Source organism: Paenibacillus sp. Soil787, from assembly GCF_001429545.1.
GTDB lineage: Bacteria > Bacillota > Bacilli > Paenibacillales > NBRC-103111 > Paenibacillus_E.
The window spans coordinates 45,139-60,833 of record NZ_LMSP01000045.1 but is presented as its reverse complement, the minus strand read 5'-3'; the positions used below and the strand labels follow the sequence as shown (position 1 = coordinate 60,833).

17 protein-coding genes are annotated in these 15,695 nt (G+C 46.5%); 6 read left to right on the top strand and 11 right to left on the bottom strand.

The genetic code is table 11. The features are described 5' to 3' along the window. The first annotated feature begins 19 nt into the window (after window positions 1–19). A complete protein-coding gene (locus tag ASG93_RS28915; protein WP_056837810.1) occupies window positions 20–820 on the top strand; it encodes a helix-turn-helix domain-containing protein in 801 nt (266 codons plus the stop codon). A gap of 200 nt (window positions 821–1,020) precedes the next feature. Next, on the top strand, window positions 1,021–1,248 hold the full coding sequence (locus ASG93_RS28910; RefSeq protein ID WP_029198041.1) for a hypothetical protein: 228 nt from the start codon (window positions 1,021–1,023) through the stop codon (window positions 1,246–1,248). A 33-nt stretch (window positions 1,249–1,281) separates the two neighbouring features. Here the strand turns inward: ASG93_RS28910 and ASG93_RS28905 are convergent, their stop codons facing one another. The 9 genes from ASG93_RS28905 to ASG93_RS28865 form a co-directional block, all read right to left on the bottom strand. Next, entirely contained in the window at window positions 1,282–1,797 is a 516-nt protein-coding gene (locus tag ASG93_RS28905; RefSeq protein WP_056837809.1) for a DinB family protein, read from the bottom strand. Between the two features lie 179 nt (window positions 1,798–1,976). Beyond that, window positions 1,977–4,172, bottom strand: a complete 2,196-nt coding sequence (locus tag ASG93_RS28900; protein WP_056837807.1) for an alpha-galactosidase — start codon at window positions 4,170–4,172, stop codon at window positions 1,977–1,979. 148 nt (window positions 4,173–4,320) lie between these two features. Beyond that, the gene (locus tag ASG93_RS28895) at window positions 4,321–4,608 is read right to left on the bottom strand and encodes a ferredoxin family protein (protein ID WP_036634482.1); all 288 of its coding nucleotides are present in this window, start codon (window positions 4,606–4,608) and stop codon (window positions 4,321–4,323) included. After that, window positions 4,605–5,915: an FAD-dependent oxidoreductase gene (locus tag ASG93_RS28890; RefSeq protein WP_056837805.1), complete on the bottom strand. Its 1,311-nt coding sequence runs from the start codon at window positions 5,913–5,915 to the stop codon at window positions 4,605–4,607. Before ASG93_RS28890 ends, ASG93_RS28895 begins: the two co-directional genes overlap by 4 nt. Next, window positions 5,912–7,054, bottom strand: coding sequence for an electron transfer flavoprotein subunit alpha/FixB family protein (locus tag ASG93_RS28885; protein WP_082615171.1), 1,143 nt, complete (start codon window positions 7,052–7,054; stop codon window positions 5,912–5,914). The genes ASG93_RS28890 and ASG93_RS28885 overlap by 4 nt, the downstream gene beginning before the upstream one ends. A 60-nt stretch (window positions 7,055–7,114) precedes the next feature. Then, the gene (locus tag ASG93_RS28880) at window positions 7,115–7,951 is read right to left on the bottom strand and encodes an electron transfer flavoprotein subunit beta/FixA family protein (RefSeq protein ID WP_056837803.1); all 837 of its coding nucleotides are present in this window, start codon (window positions 7,949–7,951) and stop codon (window positions 7,115–7,117) included. A gap of 542 nt (window positions 7,952–8,493) precedes the next feature. Further along, on the bottom strand, window positions 8,494–8,949 hold the full coding sequence (locus ASG93_RS28875) for a GNAT family N-acetyltransferase (RefSeq protein WP_235551008.1): 456 nt from the start codon (window positions 8,947–8,949) through the stop codon (window positions 8,494–8,496). 10 nt (window positions 8,950–8,959) lie between these two features. Continuing rightward, a complete protein-coding gene (locus ASG93_RS28870; RefSeq protein WP_056837801.1) occupies window positions 8,960–9,610 on the bottom strand; it encodes an HAD family hydrolase in 651 nt (216 codons plus the stop codon). Further along, on the bottom strand, window positions 9,607–10,932 hold the full coding sequence (locus tag ASG93_RS28865; RefSeq protein ID WP_056837799.1) for an MFS transporter: 1,326 nt from the start codon (window positions 10,930–10,932) through the stop codon (window positions 9,607–9,609). Before ASG93_RS28865 ends, ASG93_RS28870 begins: the two co-directional genes overlap by 4 nt. A gap of 192 nt (window positions 10,933–11,124) precedes the next feature. On the opposite strand from ASG93_RS28865, the gene ASG93_RS28860 reads away from it, so the two are divergent. Next, window positions 11,125–11,892, top strand: coding sequence for a sulfite exporter TauE/SafE family protein (locus tag ASG93_RS28860; RefSeq protein WP_056837797.1), 768 nt, complete (start codon window positions 11,125–11,127; stop codon window positions 11,890–11,892). Here the strand turns inward: ASG93_RS28860 and ASG93_RS28855 are convergent. Beyond that, entirely contained in the window at window positions 11,876–12,613 is a 738-nt protein-coding gene (locus tag ASG93_RS28855) for an ABC transporter permease (RefSeq protein WP_056837795.1), read from the bottom strand. The two genes, ASG93_RS28860 and ASG93_RS28855, sit on opposite strands and share 17 nt — an antisense overlap. Continuing rightward, the gene (locus ASG93_RS28850; RefSeq protein ID WP_082615169.1) at window positions 12,601–13,029 is read right to left on the bottom strand and encodes an ATP-binding cassette domain-containing protein; all 429 of its coding nucleotides are present in this window, start codon (window positions 13,027–13,029) and stop codon (window positions 12,601–12,603) included. Before ASG93_RS28850 ends, ASG93_RS28855 begins: the two co-directional genes overlap by 13 nt. A 112-nt stretch (window positions 13,030–13,141) precedes the next feature. Between ASG93_RS28850 and panD the strand changes: the two genes are divergently transcribed. The 3 genes from panD (at window position 13,142) to ASG93_RS28835 (ending at window position 15,657) form a co-directional block, all read left to right on the top strand. Continuing rightward, a complete protein-coding gene (panD, locus tag ASG93_RS28845; protein WP_056837791.1) occupies window positions 13,142–13,558 on the top strand; it encodes an aspartate 1-decarboxylase in 417 nt (138 codons plus the stop codon). Then, window positions 13,536–14,309 carry a YheC/YheD family protein gene (locus tag ASG93_RS28840; protein ID WP_056837790.1) on the top strand — a complete coding sequence of 258 codons (774 nt, stop codon included), beginning with the start codon at window positions 13,536–13,538 and terminating at the stop codon, window positions 14,307–14,309. The genes panD and ASG93_RS28840 overlap by 23 nt, the downstream gene beginning before the upstream one ends. Before the next feature lie 142 nt (window positions 14,310–14,451). After that, window positions 14,452–15,657 carry a threonine synthase gene (locus tag ASG93_RS28835; protein WP_056837788.1) on the top strand — a complete coding sequence of 402 codons (1,206 nt, stop codon included), beginning with the start codon at window positions 14,452–14,454 and terminating at the stop codon, window positions 15,655–15,657. Window positions 15,658–15,695 lie beyond the last annotated feature (38 nt).

The following is a 15,695-nucleotide window of genomic DNA, read 5'->3' as shown; positions in this document are numbered from 1 at the left end:
GCTACGAAAGGTGAATACAATGGAAACTGAGGTCTTAACCTGCGGCTATTCTTTTCATATGGAACCGTTTAATGTGAGTACCAAAGCTGGTCTAATCTCTTATCTTTTCCGTTTACAAACAGAAGGTACTTCCGAGGTTCTTGTGGATGGTCAGATGCAGCGAGTGGAAGCTGGTCATTTACTCCTTTTTCAACCGGGTGACCCTTATGAACTTCGTATCGAACACGAGTCAGATCAACCAAGCAATAAAATCGCCAGTGGCGACTATTATGTATTCTGTAAAGGTGCTTGGATCGATGCATGGTGGAAACGCAGCCTTAAACAGACTTGTACGCGCATCGACTTAGATGCACGGTTAATCTCGCTATGGCGGCAGCTTATTCTCGAAAAACGAAGAATGGAAGAAGAAAATCAAGAGCTTAGCGGCTATTTGCTGCAAGCACTTTGCCTATATGTTGAGCGTGCTGCAACAGAAACCGTCTCCTTACAAGGGCGCCCATTTACTGGGACACGTATGAAGAGGTTCATTGAAGCACAAGCTACGGCTACTTTTAAAGTTGATGATGTTGCCAACCATGTTGGGCTCAGCGTTTCCCGCGCGGTTCATTTGTTCAAAGAATGCTTCGGCAAAACCATGATCCAATATGCCCTTGAGGTACGCTTATCCAGTGCTGTGGAACGCATGCATGATAGTTCAATGTCCCTAGAGCAAATCGCCTTAAGCTGCGGTTTCGGCAGCTATCCCTACTTCCACCGAGCATTTAAACATAGATTTGGGACATCCCCCAAGCTTTTTCGCCAAAACGCTCAGCAAAATTAAAATCACTGAATTCACAAATTTTTCAAGAAATGCTATCTAAGAATGAAACAATTCTTGTCTCTCATACGTATATTCTTATGAGAAGTAAAAATCATAGAAATATATGGTTTTGTTTCAAAATTGTAAAACTATTTTAAGGTTAATTTAATAATATTCATATATGCTAATCTTATATCCAATTCCTAGGATGGTGAAAAATGATGAAAATGTTTATTACAATTCACAACAAACCCGTGCCAGTCTACTCAGATGAGAAAAATAAAAAGAAATTCAATTTACTGAAATCCGCACTTGAAGCGAAAGTGACCAAAGGAAGAGCAACGATTAAGAAATGTTTGGACTCTATCATTAGTATTGAAATCGTAGGTTGTGAAGCGATTCTCCATTCCTTTAATGAGCGCGACTCCCTTGCCTTATCCCTATACTAAAAAAACGAGAAGTCCCTCAGGACTTCTCGTTTTTTAATAATTGTATTTTTGTTGGATGACGCCAAGATGATGCTGAGCATGACCGGCTATTACATAGGCAATCGCGCGTGCAGAGATTTCATTGTTATTAGCTATCCCTTTACGCGACCAGGCAGCTTCTGAAATTGTTTGTAACAGTGAAAATGTGGCTTGACGTACGGCTTGAAAGTCTTTCAACAAATCCTCCATCGACAATTCGTCGAAAGAAGCATTCGTGATGTATACATCCTGATCAAATCCTGGTAAATTCGTTGTATCTCCACGAGCAATACGCAGCATCCGATAACTCATAATACGCTCCGTATCCGTCATATGCCCCAAAATTTCCTTCAAGCTCCACTTCCCCGGCTCATATCGATAAAGCCCTTGCTCATCAGTAATCGGCGAAAACAAGGCGTCAACAGCGTCTAATTGACCGTGTAAAAAGGACAAGTAGTCGCCTTCCGGAACTTGACAAATGTAACCAGTAAAAAATGGTGAGTATTCTTCACAACCAGGTCGTTGCAGCATATCGAATGAATCTCCCTTCGTGATAAAAAATAGAAATTATGTATATCCTTATCATATCGTAAACCTGAACAAATATGAAGCCAGCTCATCAATCAAAATGAAAAGCGTTGTTGCACTAGCCCCCTTCCGTGAAACTAAAAACACTGACCTCAGTGAAGAAGTCAGTGTTTTTGAACTGTCTATAATGGCTTATGTTCGAGCAGCCAGATTTTACTTTGGAAGTCTCCGTGGAGACCAGAGACTGGAAGGCCGGCGTAAAGCAGATGGTCGCCGGGGTACTGACCTTGCAAGCCTGCGATTTGGTAATCGAAGGATGGGTTGAGACCTTTGAGCCGCAGCGTTTTGAGAGGCGCATTAGGCTCGGCGAGCACTCGGAAGTAAGCGACCATAGCTTGGGTCTTATCTTCAGAAACGATCATCCAAGCCGTTTCGTTACCTTCGAATGGACTGAGTAGGCGGTACATGTCGCCGAATTGGACGAGTGGTCGGATATGCTTATAATCGGCAATTTGCTTCTTGACGATTTCTTTTTCCTCGTCGCTAAACTTGGTTAAGTCGAGTTCGTAACCAAAGTTGCCGGACATCGCAACATCGCCGCGCATTTCCAGAGATGTCTCACGGTGAACTTGGTGATTTGGTACAGCGGATACGTGCGCTCCCATTGTACTCACAGGATAAACAATGCTCGTTCCATACTGAATTTTCAAACGGGAGATTGCATCCGTGTTATCGCTTGTCCATGTTTGCGGCATATAATACAGCATGCCTGGGTCAAACCGACCACCGCCACCGGAGCAGCTCTCGAACAAGATATGCGGGAACTCGGTCGTCAATGTTTCAAGAATACGGTACAGTCCAAGAATGTAGCGATGAGCTGTTTCTCTTTGTCTTTCAGGCGGCAATGCAGCGGAACCAATTTCGGTCATATTACGGTTCATGTCCCATTTGACATAAGTGATCGGCGCGCTGCTTAGAATATCACGGATCATTTTGGTGATCGCTTCACAAACATCTGCACGTGAAAAATCCAATATTAATTGCTGACGGCCTTCCGTACGTCTACGGTTCGGTACATGCAGGCACCAGTCTGGGTGTTTTCGATATAAGTCACTGTCAGGGGATACCATTTCGGGTTCAAACCAAAGTCCAAACTCAAGTCCCATCCCATTGACTCTGGAGACGAGATCCTCTAGTCCACCCGGTAGTTTGGCCTTATCAACGACCCAATCGCCCAAGGAGCTGTCATCGCTGTCTCTTTTGCCGAACCAACCATCGTCAAGAACGAATAGCTCGATACCAAGCTCTTTGCCGGCACTGGCGATGCTTTCTATTTTATCCGCATTAAATTGAAAATAGGTTGCTTCCCAGTTATTCACGAGCACAGGTCTTGTCCGATCACGGAATTCACCGCGGCAAAGCCGAGTGCGGTAAAGCTTATGATACGTTCTTGACATATCCCCTAGACCAGCATTTGAGTAAACCATTACGGCTTCAGGTGTTTGAAAATGTTGTCCCGGCTCAAGCAGCCAGCCAAAATCAAATGGATTAATCCCCATGGATAAACGTGCTGAGCCATACGGCTCAACTTCTGCATGGGCAGCGAAATTGCCACTATAAACAAGGCTGAAACCATAAACATCGCCATGATCCTCATTTGCATCCTTGGAAAGCAGTGCTACGAAAGGATTGTGCTGATGACTACTTGATCCGCGGCGACTTTCTACAGTCAATTTTCCAGGTGCTAAAGGTCTTCTCTCGATATGTCGTTCTCTAACCCAACTACCTGAAAGCTGCAGAAGATCAAAATCGCTATGCTGATAATCAAGGCTCAAACTAAGCGCTCGAAGCAGCTTTAGATCACCAGAACCTTCATTTACGAAACGCACCGATCTAGTCATCGCTGCGTGCTGCTCAAATATTGTATACGTAAGAATGACGCGCAAACCAATGATAGAATCAACGAGCTCAAGCTCCAATGTTTCCGCTTCATTATCTTGCTCTACATATGTGGCAGGAAGCCCTTCGAGCACCGGTTTTCCTTGGTAGATTCGGTGCTTGTCATAGATGAGCTCAGTAATGGTTGATCCATCAGGAAGAGCAACTTGATAAGCTGGCTCCCGATAATCACTTGTACCGTATGCCGGATATTCCTGAGGCAATGTATCGAAAGAAATGCTGCGATCTTCGGGAACAGGATTGGGTGAAAACGAACATCTCTCCTGAAATTGTAGGATCGAAGCCAATTGACCTGATCGGATAGGGCGTCCCCAGTACACATGGGCTGGGTAAGCGGATTTGATTAGTTGAATAACATAGCTCATGTGCTTGTTTTGTAAATGGAATAGTCCTTGTGTTGGTTCAAATGTAATTCGCATAATATCCCTCCTCCTTCTATTATCATACCCCTTCGTGAACAAAACTATGGAGGATTAGCACCTACATATGGAGGAATGTAGTTTTTGATTGCATTAAAAAAGGAGCAAAGGCTCGAAATAGCCTTAGCTCCTTTTCGTATATTTCGTTTTAGCCAAATTTATAAGTCATACCATAACCGCCTTTGGGGTAGACCCAATCAATGTTGTAGGATGGACATGCGATTCGGCAGGTCCCGCATTCGATACAATTTTCAAATGCAACGGTGGTAATTTTGAGTTTCTTTTCCCATTCATAGACGTCCGAGGGACAGAAATAATTGCAATCCTTCGTTACACAATTTAAACAGGTCTGCGTATCCTTGATGACAAGGTGCGACTTATCATCGCATTTATAACGAATGGTAAATAGCTTATCTGAAATGTCACTTTGGCTCATCCGTTCATCGCCCTCCATCCCTTGTAGCCTAACTTCATCAGGTTTACTGTACCGCCTGCGGCATTTTTGATAAGCTTCATGGCCATTTTTTGCTTATCTGCTTTGGTAATCCCATCCACGAGGAACATGTTGTAAGCCGCTTCATTCAGCGCTCTGGGCAGCTTGTCGAACAATAACTCTGGGTCCTGCTCTTTGAGGAATTGATGCATGCCTTTGTATTTCTGTAAGTCTTTATGGACAAAAGATTCGCGAATTTTCTGGTCGTAGGCTTTGAGTGATGCAGCGGAAAAGTCGCTTTGCGCTTTGGCCTCGACTATCGCCTCGCCGGCCAGTCGACCAGAGGTCATGGCTAAATTCGTGCCTTCACGATGAACAAAGTTGATTAACTGCGCGGCATCCCCACAGACACACCAGCCATCTCCCGACAAAGGCGGGATGGAGTGAAAGCCACCCTCGGGAATCAAGTGCCCGGAGTACTCCTTCGTTTCTCCCCCTTGAATCAATTTCCGAATCATCGGGTGCTGCTTAACGGCATCGAGGACCGCATAAGGCTTCACTTTTTTGTCCCGCAAATGATTAACCATAACGCCAACGCCTAGTGAAATGGTTTCTTTATTCGTATATAGAAAACCCATGCCTGCCATGCCTAGCGAGGTCTCGCCCATAAACTCAATCGTAACGCCTTCGTCACCTTCGAGTCCGAATCGGTCTTCGATTTTCTCCCTAGGAAGTGCAATGACTTCTTTTACAGCGAGCGAAACTTCGTCCGGCATCCATTCTTTGTGAATGCCCATCGCCTTCCCGAGCAAGGAGTTCACGCCATCGGCAATGACAACTACATCGGCGTACAAATCACCGTCATCTCGATCGGTACGTACACCGACGATCCTTTCACCTTCGCGTATCACATCGAGCGCAACAGTTTCGTAAATAGGGATGGCTCCAGCTGCAACGGCTTTGTCCGCGAACCACTGATCGAATTTAACCCGCAGTCCAGTAAAGCAATTGTAAGGCTCCTTGTAAGCTTCATTGCGGTGCCCGAAGGTGACCATGGATTCTTTGCCCATCATCCAGATGCGCTGCTCCACAATGTAACGCTCCATGGGAAAGTTTTTTTCTTTCCAAAATTCAGGAACAAGCTCTTCGATTTGCTTACGGTATAGGACGCCTCCGAAAATGTTTTTGGCTCCGGGGAACTCGCCCCTCTCCAACAATACAACAGATAATCCTGCACGTGCCATCGTCAAAGCCGCTGCTGCGCCCGCCGGACCACCGCCGACAACGATCGCGTCAAATTTCTCGTTCATTTGGCTTCACTCCTCTCAAGGGCTACTTTAACCCCTGTCTTCGAATCGTCGGTCGGCAAGGAGCTTTCGGTATTTGCTAGTTGAATGCCAAATAAAGTTCGACGCTTCCTTATCTCATTCGTAATGGCAGGAACAATTTTGAACATATCGCCTACAATGCCGTAATGAGCAAATTGGAAGATTGGCGCCTTATCGTCTTTGTTTATCGCCACAACGACATCCGCATGGCTCATACCCACGGTATGCTGAACCGCACCGGAAATGCCGATGGCGAAGTAAAGCTTCGGCCGTACGGTGGCACCGGTTTGACCAACCTGGTGCTCATGCCCGATCCAGCCCGCATCGACCGCGGCACGCGATGCGCCAACGACGCCGCCGAGCGCATCCGCTAGCTCGGCGAGCAGCCCGAAAGCATCGGGCCCGCCCAGCCCGCGGCCCCCAGCCACGATAATCTCGGCATCCTCGAGATTGAGCTTTCCTGTTTCGCGCAGGAAGTCCAGCACCTGCGCGGCAATCTCTTCCTCTCGCATCGTCGCCTCGATGCGAATGATTTCGCCTTGGCGCGACGCGTCCTTCGGGAGCGCCTGAAACACCCCGGCCCGCGCCGTCGCCATCTGCGGCCGGTACTGTTTACAGAGGATGGTGGCCATCATCTTCTCGGAAAAAGCCGGCCGGCTGGCTAGCAGCAGCCTCGACGGCGGCGGCTCCACGTCGAGCTGCGTCGTGTCGGCCGTCAGCCCCGTCGGCAGGTGCGTCGCTATCGCACCTGCCAAGTCGCGGCCCGTCGCTGTCGCGCCGAACAGCACGATCTCGGGCTTCGCTTCCTCGATCAGCTTCAAGCACACTCGGCTGTATGGCCGAGTTCTGTACGTGCGAAGCTCGGGCGCTTCGCATAGGAACACCCTGTCCGCGCCGTAATGCACGGCTTCATCGGCGAGATGGCCCACATCCTCACCTATGACTAGCGCCATGAGCGGCGCGTCAAGCTTCGCGGCCAGCTTCTTGCCTTCGCCCAGCAGCTGCCAGGAAACCTTCTTCGCAGCTCCATCTCGCTGCTCTACAACGATCAGTACCCCCCGATAAGCCGACCAATCGGGCATCGACACTTCAGGCTGGTCCAGTGATTGTTCATTTGACATCGTGATTTCCTCCATTCCCGTAACGGTGATTCTGAGTTTAGGTCGTACACATGCTTACTTTCACGAAGACCAGTCTAGCAACGTCTGCATCTCCTTCGTCATGAGTTGATCAGCTAACTGAGCAGCCGCTGCTTCCGGCGAATCAAACGCGATCATCTGCGTTTTAACCGCTTTTACCTCCGGCACCCAAGTTTTGGCTACGATCGTTGGTGAGCCTTTTAGCCCTATTTTCGCTTTTTCTAGATCTGGAAAATCGGCTGTCGTCCAAACCGTCGGCTTATAACTCGCAGCCCGAATCATGCCAGGCAGCGATGCTCGTCTCACCTTATTCAGTTCCTTCAGCGCCGTGATCAGCACCGGCATGCTTGTCTCAACGACTTCAATGCCATCTTCCAAGAGCCGATGGACACGCACTTTCCGCCGCTTTTCATCCACACTGGCGACTTTGTTTACATAAGTAAGCTGTTCCAAATCCAATCGGCATGCGACGCCAGGCCCAACTTGCCCCGTGTCGCCGTCCAGCGTTTGTTTGCCGCAAAAAACGATATCCACCGGTCCCCACGTTTCAGCGATTTTACGGATGGTTCGGGCTACAACGTACGATGTCGCCAGCGTGTCCGCACCCGCGAAGCCGCGATCGGTCACCAATACAGCATCGTCTGCACCAAGGGAGATGCATTCCTTTAAGCCTTTCTCCGCAGGTGGAGGTCCCATTGTTACTACTGTAATCCTCGCACCTTGTTCATCCTTAATTCGGAGCGCCTCTTCCAGCCCATGCATATCATAGAAGTTCACGATACTTGGGACACCTTGGCGAATTAACGTATTATTTTTGGGGTCAATGCGAATTTCTCTCGAGTCAGGTACCTGCTTGATACAAACGACAATATGCAGCATCTCTGCACCCTCCAATTTCTTAGGAAACTTGCTTGCAAATTCGACAAAAACGGATCTGGGCTTGTCAGCATTGTGAATTTTGTCACTTAAAATGACGAATCGAAATCGCTTTCACTCTTTTTTTAAAAGTTAATAATCTACCACAATATATGCGAAAAGCTTTCTAACATGACACTTACTTTAGACCATCACTCAAAAATAGTCTTTGCCGAAATAGCCAGTATCAAGTATGGGAGGGTGTCTAGCACTGAACGCTCATTCTGGGCGCAACACAAAAAGGACCTGAGTCTACGGTCGACGACTCAGATCCTCTTTTGAAAGAGATACATTTATTTAGTTTGAGGGAACGACGATCCGCTATTTGGACGAATTATGCTCGATTTCATGAGCAGGCGGAACGACGATCCGTTATTTCGTTTTTTTGCTGCCGAATTGTACAATTTGGAATAAATAACGAACTCACGTTCCGCGATTTCAATTTTTAACGTCTTTTTCCCAAAATAACGAATCGTAGTTCCGTTTCAAGAAGTCTCAGCGATTTCTTAATCCCCTTCTTCCGCTTCTTCTACCTCATATGTACACACGAAACGCTCTACACCGGGATATTTCTCCCCTAAGCTTCGAATGACGAACCCAATATTTCTATAAAATTGGACACTTTCTTCATCGGTTTCTGCCATGATTCGAATGGGATGCATATCTTCAATAATTTCAAGGATAATCCCTCGTCCAAAGCCTACCCCTCTGCTTTCCGGTTCAACGGCAAGATGAGTGATCGTCATCTCCTGATTATCACTGAGTTCAAAGCCGATGATGCCCACCATGATACCTTCGGATTCATACCCAAATAACCAAAGATTAGTATCATTTTCATAACGCTCAAGAACAGGCTGCAGCGCCTCAGGATCGGAAAAAACACTGTAACTAAGCAGTTCTTGTACTTCATTTTCGTTTAGTCGAGATTTCACATTAACTAACATCGTATTCACTACTTTCATTAATCATTATCTACACATAATCTAACAACTTAAGCAAGCTGTCAATATTCGCTATAGGGGTAATCCCCTTCTCCTTCATCAAGTGCCCGTTAGGCCCATAGCTGATAAAGGGGATCCCAGCATCTATGGATGCTCTGCCATCTATCCACGAATCTCCAATCGATATCCATTCGCTCTCAAGAATTTGTGGAAAATGCTGCTTAGCAGCTAAGTATCCGGAAGGAGATGGTTTCATGGCTTCCATCTGCTCTCTTCCGATAATCAAATCAAAATATGGATGAATTCCAGTCGTTTCCAGCGCATGAACCGCTGCCTTGTATGAATTGTTTGTCACAATAACCAGGACATAGCTCTTCATTAAAACATCCAGAAGCTCGGAAACATCGGGCTCCAGTCCAGCGCCCTCCATGCCGATTAATTCGTGCTGAACGACCATTTTCATCACTTCGGTATAAGACTCTTCAGGCATCCCTTTCGCTTTCACATACGCAATCATGGTAGATGTGGTATGCTCTTGAATCGCAAAACCAACCGGCAATAGATCATGCTCAATAAGGTAGTCCGCCACTTGCTCTTTCATTATTTGGAAATTAATGCTAGACCTCAGCAGTGTATTATCCATATCAAAAATAATGCCTCGAACTTGGCTTGATTTCATCATTGAACCTCACTCAGATTGGACGCAGAACGAATAGCAAACGGCATGGCCAATGAAAGTAAGCTTGCCACAAGTCCAAACACGAACATGCCATGAATCCCCGTATAAAAGACGATTGATTTAGTAAGGATTGCCCCCATAATCGTTACGCTGACCGCTGTCCCAATATTCCGTGCAAAGAGCTGCAGCGAGGTGGAAATCCCCTTCTGGTGCGCTTCTACAAGCTGCTGTGAACCGATTGTAGTAATGGTGAAGATTAAACCATAGGCAAGACCAAGCATTGTTAGTGCGCTAAACGTGTACCAAAAAGGAGTACCCTCGTAAATGAAATAAAAGAAGGCGGCTGTAATGACAAGTATCATATTACCTATGACTAGAAGCCGTTTATATCCATAACGAAGCACCCATTTTCCACCAGGTACAGCAACAGCCATCCACCCAATGGATGTGCTCAGAAGTGCAATACCGCTGACAAACAACGAGTAGCCTTGATTTTGTAAGAAGAGAGGTATGAAGCTGGAAGCCCCAAAGAGAGCCGCGCAGCTGAGAAAAGAGCTTGCAATCATAATGGCCACCGGGCGATTGCGCAGCAGATTTAAGGGAACGATCGGCGCAGGATGATTCCTCTCATATAAAAAGAAAGCAATCATAAATATACCCCCTAGCGCGCCATACATGTAACTATAATGCTCAACTGCTGTAGTAAGCAGCAAAAAGGATATGCCGCAGGCAAACAAAATAGCTCCGCCATAATCGACCACTGCTTTCTTTGGTTGATACTCTTCCTTATACGGCTGCAAGGCAAGAAGTGCAACGATACATACCGGTATATTCACGAAAAAAATCCACCGCCAGCTCAGGTAGGCCACGAAGAATGTACCCAGTAAAGGTGCTAATATGGCAGATAAGCCCCACATCCCTGTGAAATACGCTTGAACTTTACCGCGCTGCTCCACTGGATAAATATCTCCCGCAATGATGGCAGGAAAAGGCATCATCACCCCTGCACCAATCCCTTGTATCGCTCTGAACAAGATCAACTGCAGCATGTTCTGAGATAAGCCGCAAAGCACAGATCCGAAAAGAAACAGTAGTATACCCGCTGCGAAGATCCGTTTACGCCCAAACAGGTCAGATAATCTGCCTGCTAATGGTGCTAATACAGTTGAAAGAACCATATAAGAGGTAAATGCCCACGCGTACAAGTCATTGCCACCAATTTCTTTCACAATAATCGGCATGGTGGTATTCGCAATTGTGGTATCGATAGACGACACCAATACCGCCAAAACAATACTCACCATAACCGTTGTTCGATTTCTCATGGATATCCCCTCCTACATGCTGACTTTTTCACATCCATATATTGTAACTGATTCCAGAATGGATGAATAGCATGTTCAGAGTATGATGATGTTAAAAAAGTAAATTAAAATTTCCCCTTTACATAATGCTTTTCTATGTAATAAAATTAATCCAATAAGGTTAGTGGGAAATTCGATTGGGGACATGACAACATGACTTTAAGTGTATTATTTATGGGTGTATTCGTTGGTTTTATGGTTGGATTAACTGGTGTTGGCGGAGCTTCGCTGCTCACCCCTATTTTGATCCTGATTGGAATTAATCCTTCAATTGCTGTGGGAACAGATCTGCTTTATAATTCGATCACAAAGCTTTTTGGCACGATTCAGCATTGGCGGCAGAAAACGATTGATTTCAAGCTGGTCAAAATGCTGGCTATGGGGAGTATTCCAGGTGTAATCGCAGCCGTTATTTTCCTGAAACTATTCAATTCGTTCTTTCATAATCAGGAAATCATTATTAAGCATGCTCTTGGTTATGTCTTGATTCTGGTAGCGTTTGCTACCTTGTTTAAAGTTTTCTTCGGCCACAAGATCAAAGAAAATCGCTGGCAGCTCCAATCTTTGAAGGAGAAACAAGGACTAACCATTACAATTGGCGCTGTACTGGGTTTTGTTGTTGGACTTACGTCCATTGGATCTGGCTCTCTGTATGCTATTGCGATGCTTTACTTTTTCCGTATGAACCCTGCTCAGCTCGTAGGCACTGACATCGCTCATGCTTTCTTCCTTGCGACGACAGCAGGCATTCTGCACGCAAGTATGGGAAATGTGAATTATACACTCGTCCTCAATCTTCTTATCGGTTCCATTCCCGGCGTCGTTATCGGCAGTATGCTATCCGCCAAGGCACCGACCAATATTCTGCGTACGATTATTGCAAGTCTGGTATTAATTAGCGGCCTTAAATTAATAGGATGAAGCGCAGCAAGAAGCGTCCGAGTAAACTAACTCGGACGCTTCTTGCTGCTCTCATATCATGTCGTTTTGTGCGGTTCCCCGGGAAATATCCGCTCGCCTCCACAGGATTTGCGCCTGCGATAATCATTCCCGTCATCATTCCAGGGAGCTGAACGAGTCCAACTGTTTTCATTCCGTCAATCGTCGGAATCATGCTGGCCTTCACGGAGCGCTGCAGTGCTTGCTGAATGGCCTGTCTAACCGAAGATCCGAGTGCAAGCAGCGCTTCAATTTCTCCTCGCGACGATTGCACCTCACGGTTCATATGATTCAAAAATAAGCCACAAACAATCATTGAACTACCAATTGTCATCCCGCTAATCGGGATAATGAATTGGCTCGTTGGCTTGATAATATGTAAACCAAGCATGAGTAACATTGTTAACGTTTCCGTTATAGCAATTGCAGCCGCTATTCTCCAATATATCCCCTTTAACCCTTCTCCGCGTTTGCCCGCATTGTGTGTAGCAACCACAATCATAATCGCAATGATAATAAAGATAAGTCCCCAATACTCCGTCTGAAACACAAAATGAAGCACATACCCAATGAACAACAGCTGCAAGGCTCCACGAATGGTTCCCACAGCAATGTCCTTCTCAAGCCCAAGCTTCTGCCATTTCGATAAGGCCACCGTAATCATGACAAAGGTCAATGTAAAGCCTAGCGCTAGTGCAGACAATACGAATCCATCCCCCCTTCGATTAAGGATGAATCGGTCCATTCCAACGAGTCTTCCGGTACAGATTCTTGAACCCTCTGTTTCTGTCCCCCAGATAAATCAGCCGTCTTCTGAGACCAATTCAGGTCACCGAGGCCAACCTGCTCCATCAAGTTTTGCGCTAGTGGTTTATCGAAGCTACGCTGATGTAGTTTACTCACCAAAGCCAGTTTGTCTGCGACCGTAGTAGGCAGCATAATCGGCTGTTGGGGGACATAACAGACTTTCTTCCGCCATTCACTTGGTCCCCAACTCGTAACAAGTCGTCCATGCAAGGATAAGCTTCCGCCATCCATGCTTTCCAAGGTGGACAAAATCCGAAGCAGTGTACTCTTCCCTTGGCCGGAGGGGCCTAGTATATCACAGCCATAATTCAACGCAGCATTTACCCATTATTAATTGGAAATAGGCTTTAGCCTACACCAGGGGACCGGCCTTAGGCATACTTTGTGATGAATACCCAATGTGATGATAAAGGAGCTACTGCATATGCAGCGACTTATGTGTAAAGGGAAGATCCACCGTGCGACGGTAACGGAAGCCGATTTGGATTACGTGGGAAGCATTACCATAGACGGTTTATTGATGCGCAAAGCGAATATTTTACCCTATGAAATGGTTCAAGTTACAAGTCTGCGTAACGCCACCCGGTGGAAAACATACGCGATACCTGCGCCGGAAGGCTGCGGCAAGATCGGTTTGAATGGTCCCCCTGCCCACCTTTTTGCTCCTGGCGACCTCGTTATTATTCTTAGTATGGGACTTATGAATGAAACCGAAATTAACAGCCTCAAACCTCAAGTGGTTTTCGTTGATAAACACAATCAGCTGCTCAGGGTTGAAGAACATGATCTAGTTATTCTCAAACAAGAAGCGAAATCCAATGACGATAATAAATTTAACTAAACTAAACACAAGTAAATGGACCAAATATAAGCTGCTGCGGAAATCGTCTAAACTGAGAGTGTATCTTCCAGAAACAGCATGGCTGCGAGAGAGCTCTTTCTGGCGTTTGATTAAAAAATACGGTGAGGTCATCATTAAGCCGACTGGGAGCTATGGGGGCAATGGTGTTATTCGGATCAAAAAGATGGATTCTTCCATATATGAGGTACAGGATGGCGCTGCGAAGAAAAATTTCACCCAACATAGCCAATTAAACGCCTATATTAAAAAGCAAGCGAGCAAGAACAATATCATTCAGCAGCGAATTCCACTTGCCACAATGAATGATCGCCCTTTTGATCTCAGAGTGATGGTGCAGCGCCGACTCAACTCTCCTTGGGAAGTGACGGGTAAACTGGCCAAAGTGGCCGGGAAGGGCTTTATTGTAACGAATATTCGCCTGAGCAGCGGTAAAGTCGTATCGGTGGAGCAAGCTCTTGAATACTCGGTGCTCAAAAAGATGCAGGCTGCTGACCTCCTCTCGGAGCTCGATAAAGTTGCTCTACAAGCAGCTCAGCAATTAAGCCCTTATTACCCTTGGGTGCGGACGATGGGGATTGATATGGCTTTGGACAAAGATGGAAATGTTTGGATTATTGAGGTTAATTTTATTCCTATGCTTGAGCTATTTTTGAAACTGAAAGATAAATCGATTTTCCACAAGATGAAGTCATTTCACAAAACCAAACTAAAAAATGAAGCAAAAAAATAAGTTAGAAAATAAAATAAATCAAAAGACACAAGCCGTTTCCTTCCTCTCCTCTTGTTAATAGTCTAAATAAGAGTTTGCGGCAGCAACACTCAAATTAAAACTAGTTTAGTTTTCCTGTTGAAAACTTTGAGGAGGCCCGGAGATGAACCGATTGGGGCTTTATTGCTCACGATGTTCTGCAAGGCTCCCTTTCCGCTATCAAGAAATGAAATGCGACTGCGGTGGCACTTTACTGGTCGATTACGACTTGGAGCACATTGCTAGAACGGTAACGAAGGAAGCTTTACAAACACGCTACCCATCAATGTGGAGATATAAAGAATTGCTTCCAGTGAGTAACCCTGATTGTATCATCACCTTAGGCGAAGGCTGGACGCCACTGCTGCGTATGCAGGAATGGGAGCAGAAACTGCCTATTAAACATTTATGGATTAAGAGAGAAGAGCAGAACCCTACGGGGAGCTTTAAGTCGAGAGGCTTCTCCGTCGCTGTTTCCTTGCTCAAGGAAGCGGGGGTGACGAAAGCGGCCGTTCCATCTAACGGAAATGCCGCGGGCGCATTAGCCGCCTATGCAGGACGTGCCGGGATTGAGGCTTCCGTCTTTATTCCCATGGATTGCCCGCCATTAATTGTGGACGAATGTCCGTTATATGGAGCAGCCACCTTCCTTGTCGATGGATATATACATGATGCAGCAGCAATCATTGAAGCTGGCAAACAAGATCAGGGCTGGGTTAACGTTGGCACACTGAAGGAGCCCGGACGTGTAGAAGGCAAGAAAACAATGGGACTTGAGCTCGCCGAACAACTTGGTTGGACGTTCCCCGACGTCATCATCTATCCTACCGGCGGCGGCTCCGGTATTATTGGCATGTGGAAAGCATACCAGGAGCTCAAAGCGCTCCGCTGGATTGACGGTCCCATGCCAAGATTCGTCTGCGTACAGGAAAAGGGATGCCAACCAATTGTAGATGGCCTAGCATGCAGTCATGCTGGAAGTGCACAAGCTGCCGGAGTAGAAGCAAGTCCGACAGGTATGCGAGTACCGAATCCGCCAGACTTGGCGTTCATCCTGTCGATTGTGAAACAGAGCGGCGGCACAGCCATCGCCGTCTCCAAAAGCCAAATTGCCGAGGCCACTCTCACCCTAGGCTCGCTCGGCATCTCTTCGTCCCCCGAAGGCTCGGCAACTTGGGCAGGTCTGCTCGCCCTCTGCGACAGTGGATGGCTGCGTCCGAGTGATTCCGTCGTGCTATTTAATACGTCGCACGCGATGAAATATGTGAAGTTCGGTTCTATCTCTGCACTTCCGATTATTAGAAGCTATGAGGAGTATCTCCGTTTGTAGGAAGTAAACTATTCCTCTATAAGCCCTTAAAACCAAAC

What these genes read in the sequence shown, in the direction of transcription:
- ASG93_RS28915 (WP_056837810.1), top strand. Translation starts at nt 20, where the DNA reads ATGGAAACTGAGGTCTTAACCTGCGGCTATTCTTTTCATATGGAACCG.
- ASG93_RS28910 (WP_029198041.1), top strand. Translation starts at nt 1,021, where the DNA reads ATGAAAATGTTTATTACAATTCACAACAAACCCGTGCCAGTCTACTCA.
- ASG93_RS28905 (WP_056837809.1), bottom strand. Translation starts at nt 1,797, where the DNA reads ATGCTGCAACGACCTGGTTGTGAAGAATACTCACCATTTTTTACTGGT.
- ASG93_RS28900 (WP_056837807.1), bottom strand. Translation starts at nt 4,172, where the DNA reads ATGCGAATTACATTTGAACCAACACAAGGACTATTCCATTTACAAAAC.
- ASG93_RS28895 (WP_036634482.1), bottom strand. Translation starts at nt 4,608, where the DNA reads ATGAGCCAAAGTGACATTTCAGATAAGCTATTTACCATTCGTTATAAA.
- ASG93_RS28890 (WP_056837805.1), bottom strand. Translation starts at nt 5,915, where the DNA reads ATGAACGAGAAATTTGACGCGATCGTTGTCGGCGGTGGTCCGGCGGGC.
- ASG93_RS28885 (WP_082615171.1), bottom strand. Translation starts at nt 7,054, where the DNA reads ATGTCAAATGAACAATCACTGGACCAGCCTGAAGTGTCGATGCCCGAT.
- ASG93_RS28880 (WP_056837803.1), bottom strand. Translation starts at nt 7,951, where the DNA reads ATGCTGCATATTGTCGTTTGTATCAAGCAGGTACCTGACTCGAGAGAA.
- ASG93_RS28875 (WP_235551008.1), bottom strand. Translation starts at nt 8,949, where the DNA reads ATGAAAGTAGTGAATACGATGTTAGTTAATGTGAAATCTCGACTAAAC.
- ASG93_RS28870 (WP_056837801.1), bottom strand. Translation starts at nt 9,610, where the DNA reads ATGATGAAATCAAGCCAAGTTCGAGGCATTATTTTTGATATGGATAAT.
- ASG93_RS28865 (WP_056837799.1), bottom strand. Translation starts at nt 10,932, where the DNA reads ATGAGAAATCGAACAACGGTTATGGTGAGTATTGTTTTGGCGGTATTG.
- ASG93_RS28860 (WP_056837797.1), top strand. Translation starts at nt 11,125, where the DNA reads ATGACTTTAAGTGTATTATTTATGGGTGTATTCGTTGGTTTTATGGTT.
- panD (WP_056837791.1), top strand. Translation starts at nt 13,142, where the DNA reads ATGCAGCGACTTATGTGTAAAGGGAAGATCCACCGTGCGACGGTAACG.
- ASG93_RS28840 (WP_056837790.1), top strand. Translation starts at nt 13,536, where the DNA reads ATGACGATAATAAATTTAACTAAACTAAACACAAGTAAATGGACCAAA.
- ASG93_RS28835 (WP_056837788.1), top strand. Translation starts at nt 14,452, where the DNA reads ATGAACCGATTGGGGCTTTATTGCTCACGATGTTCTGCAAGGCTCCCT.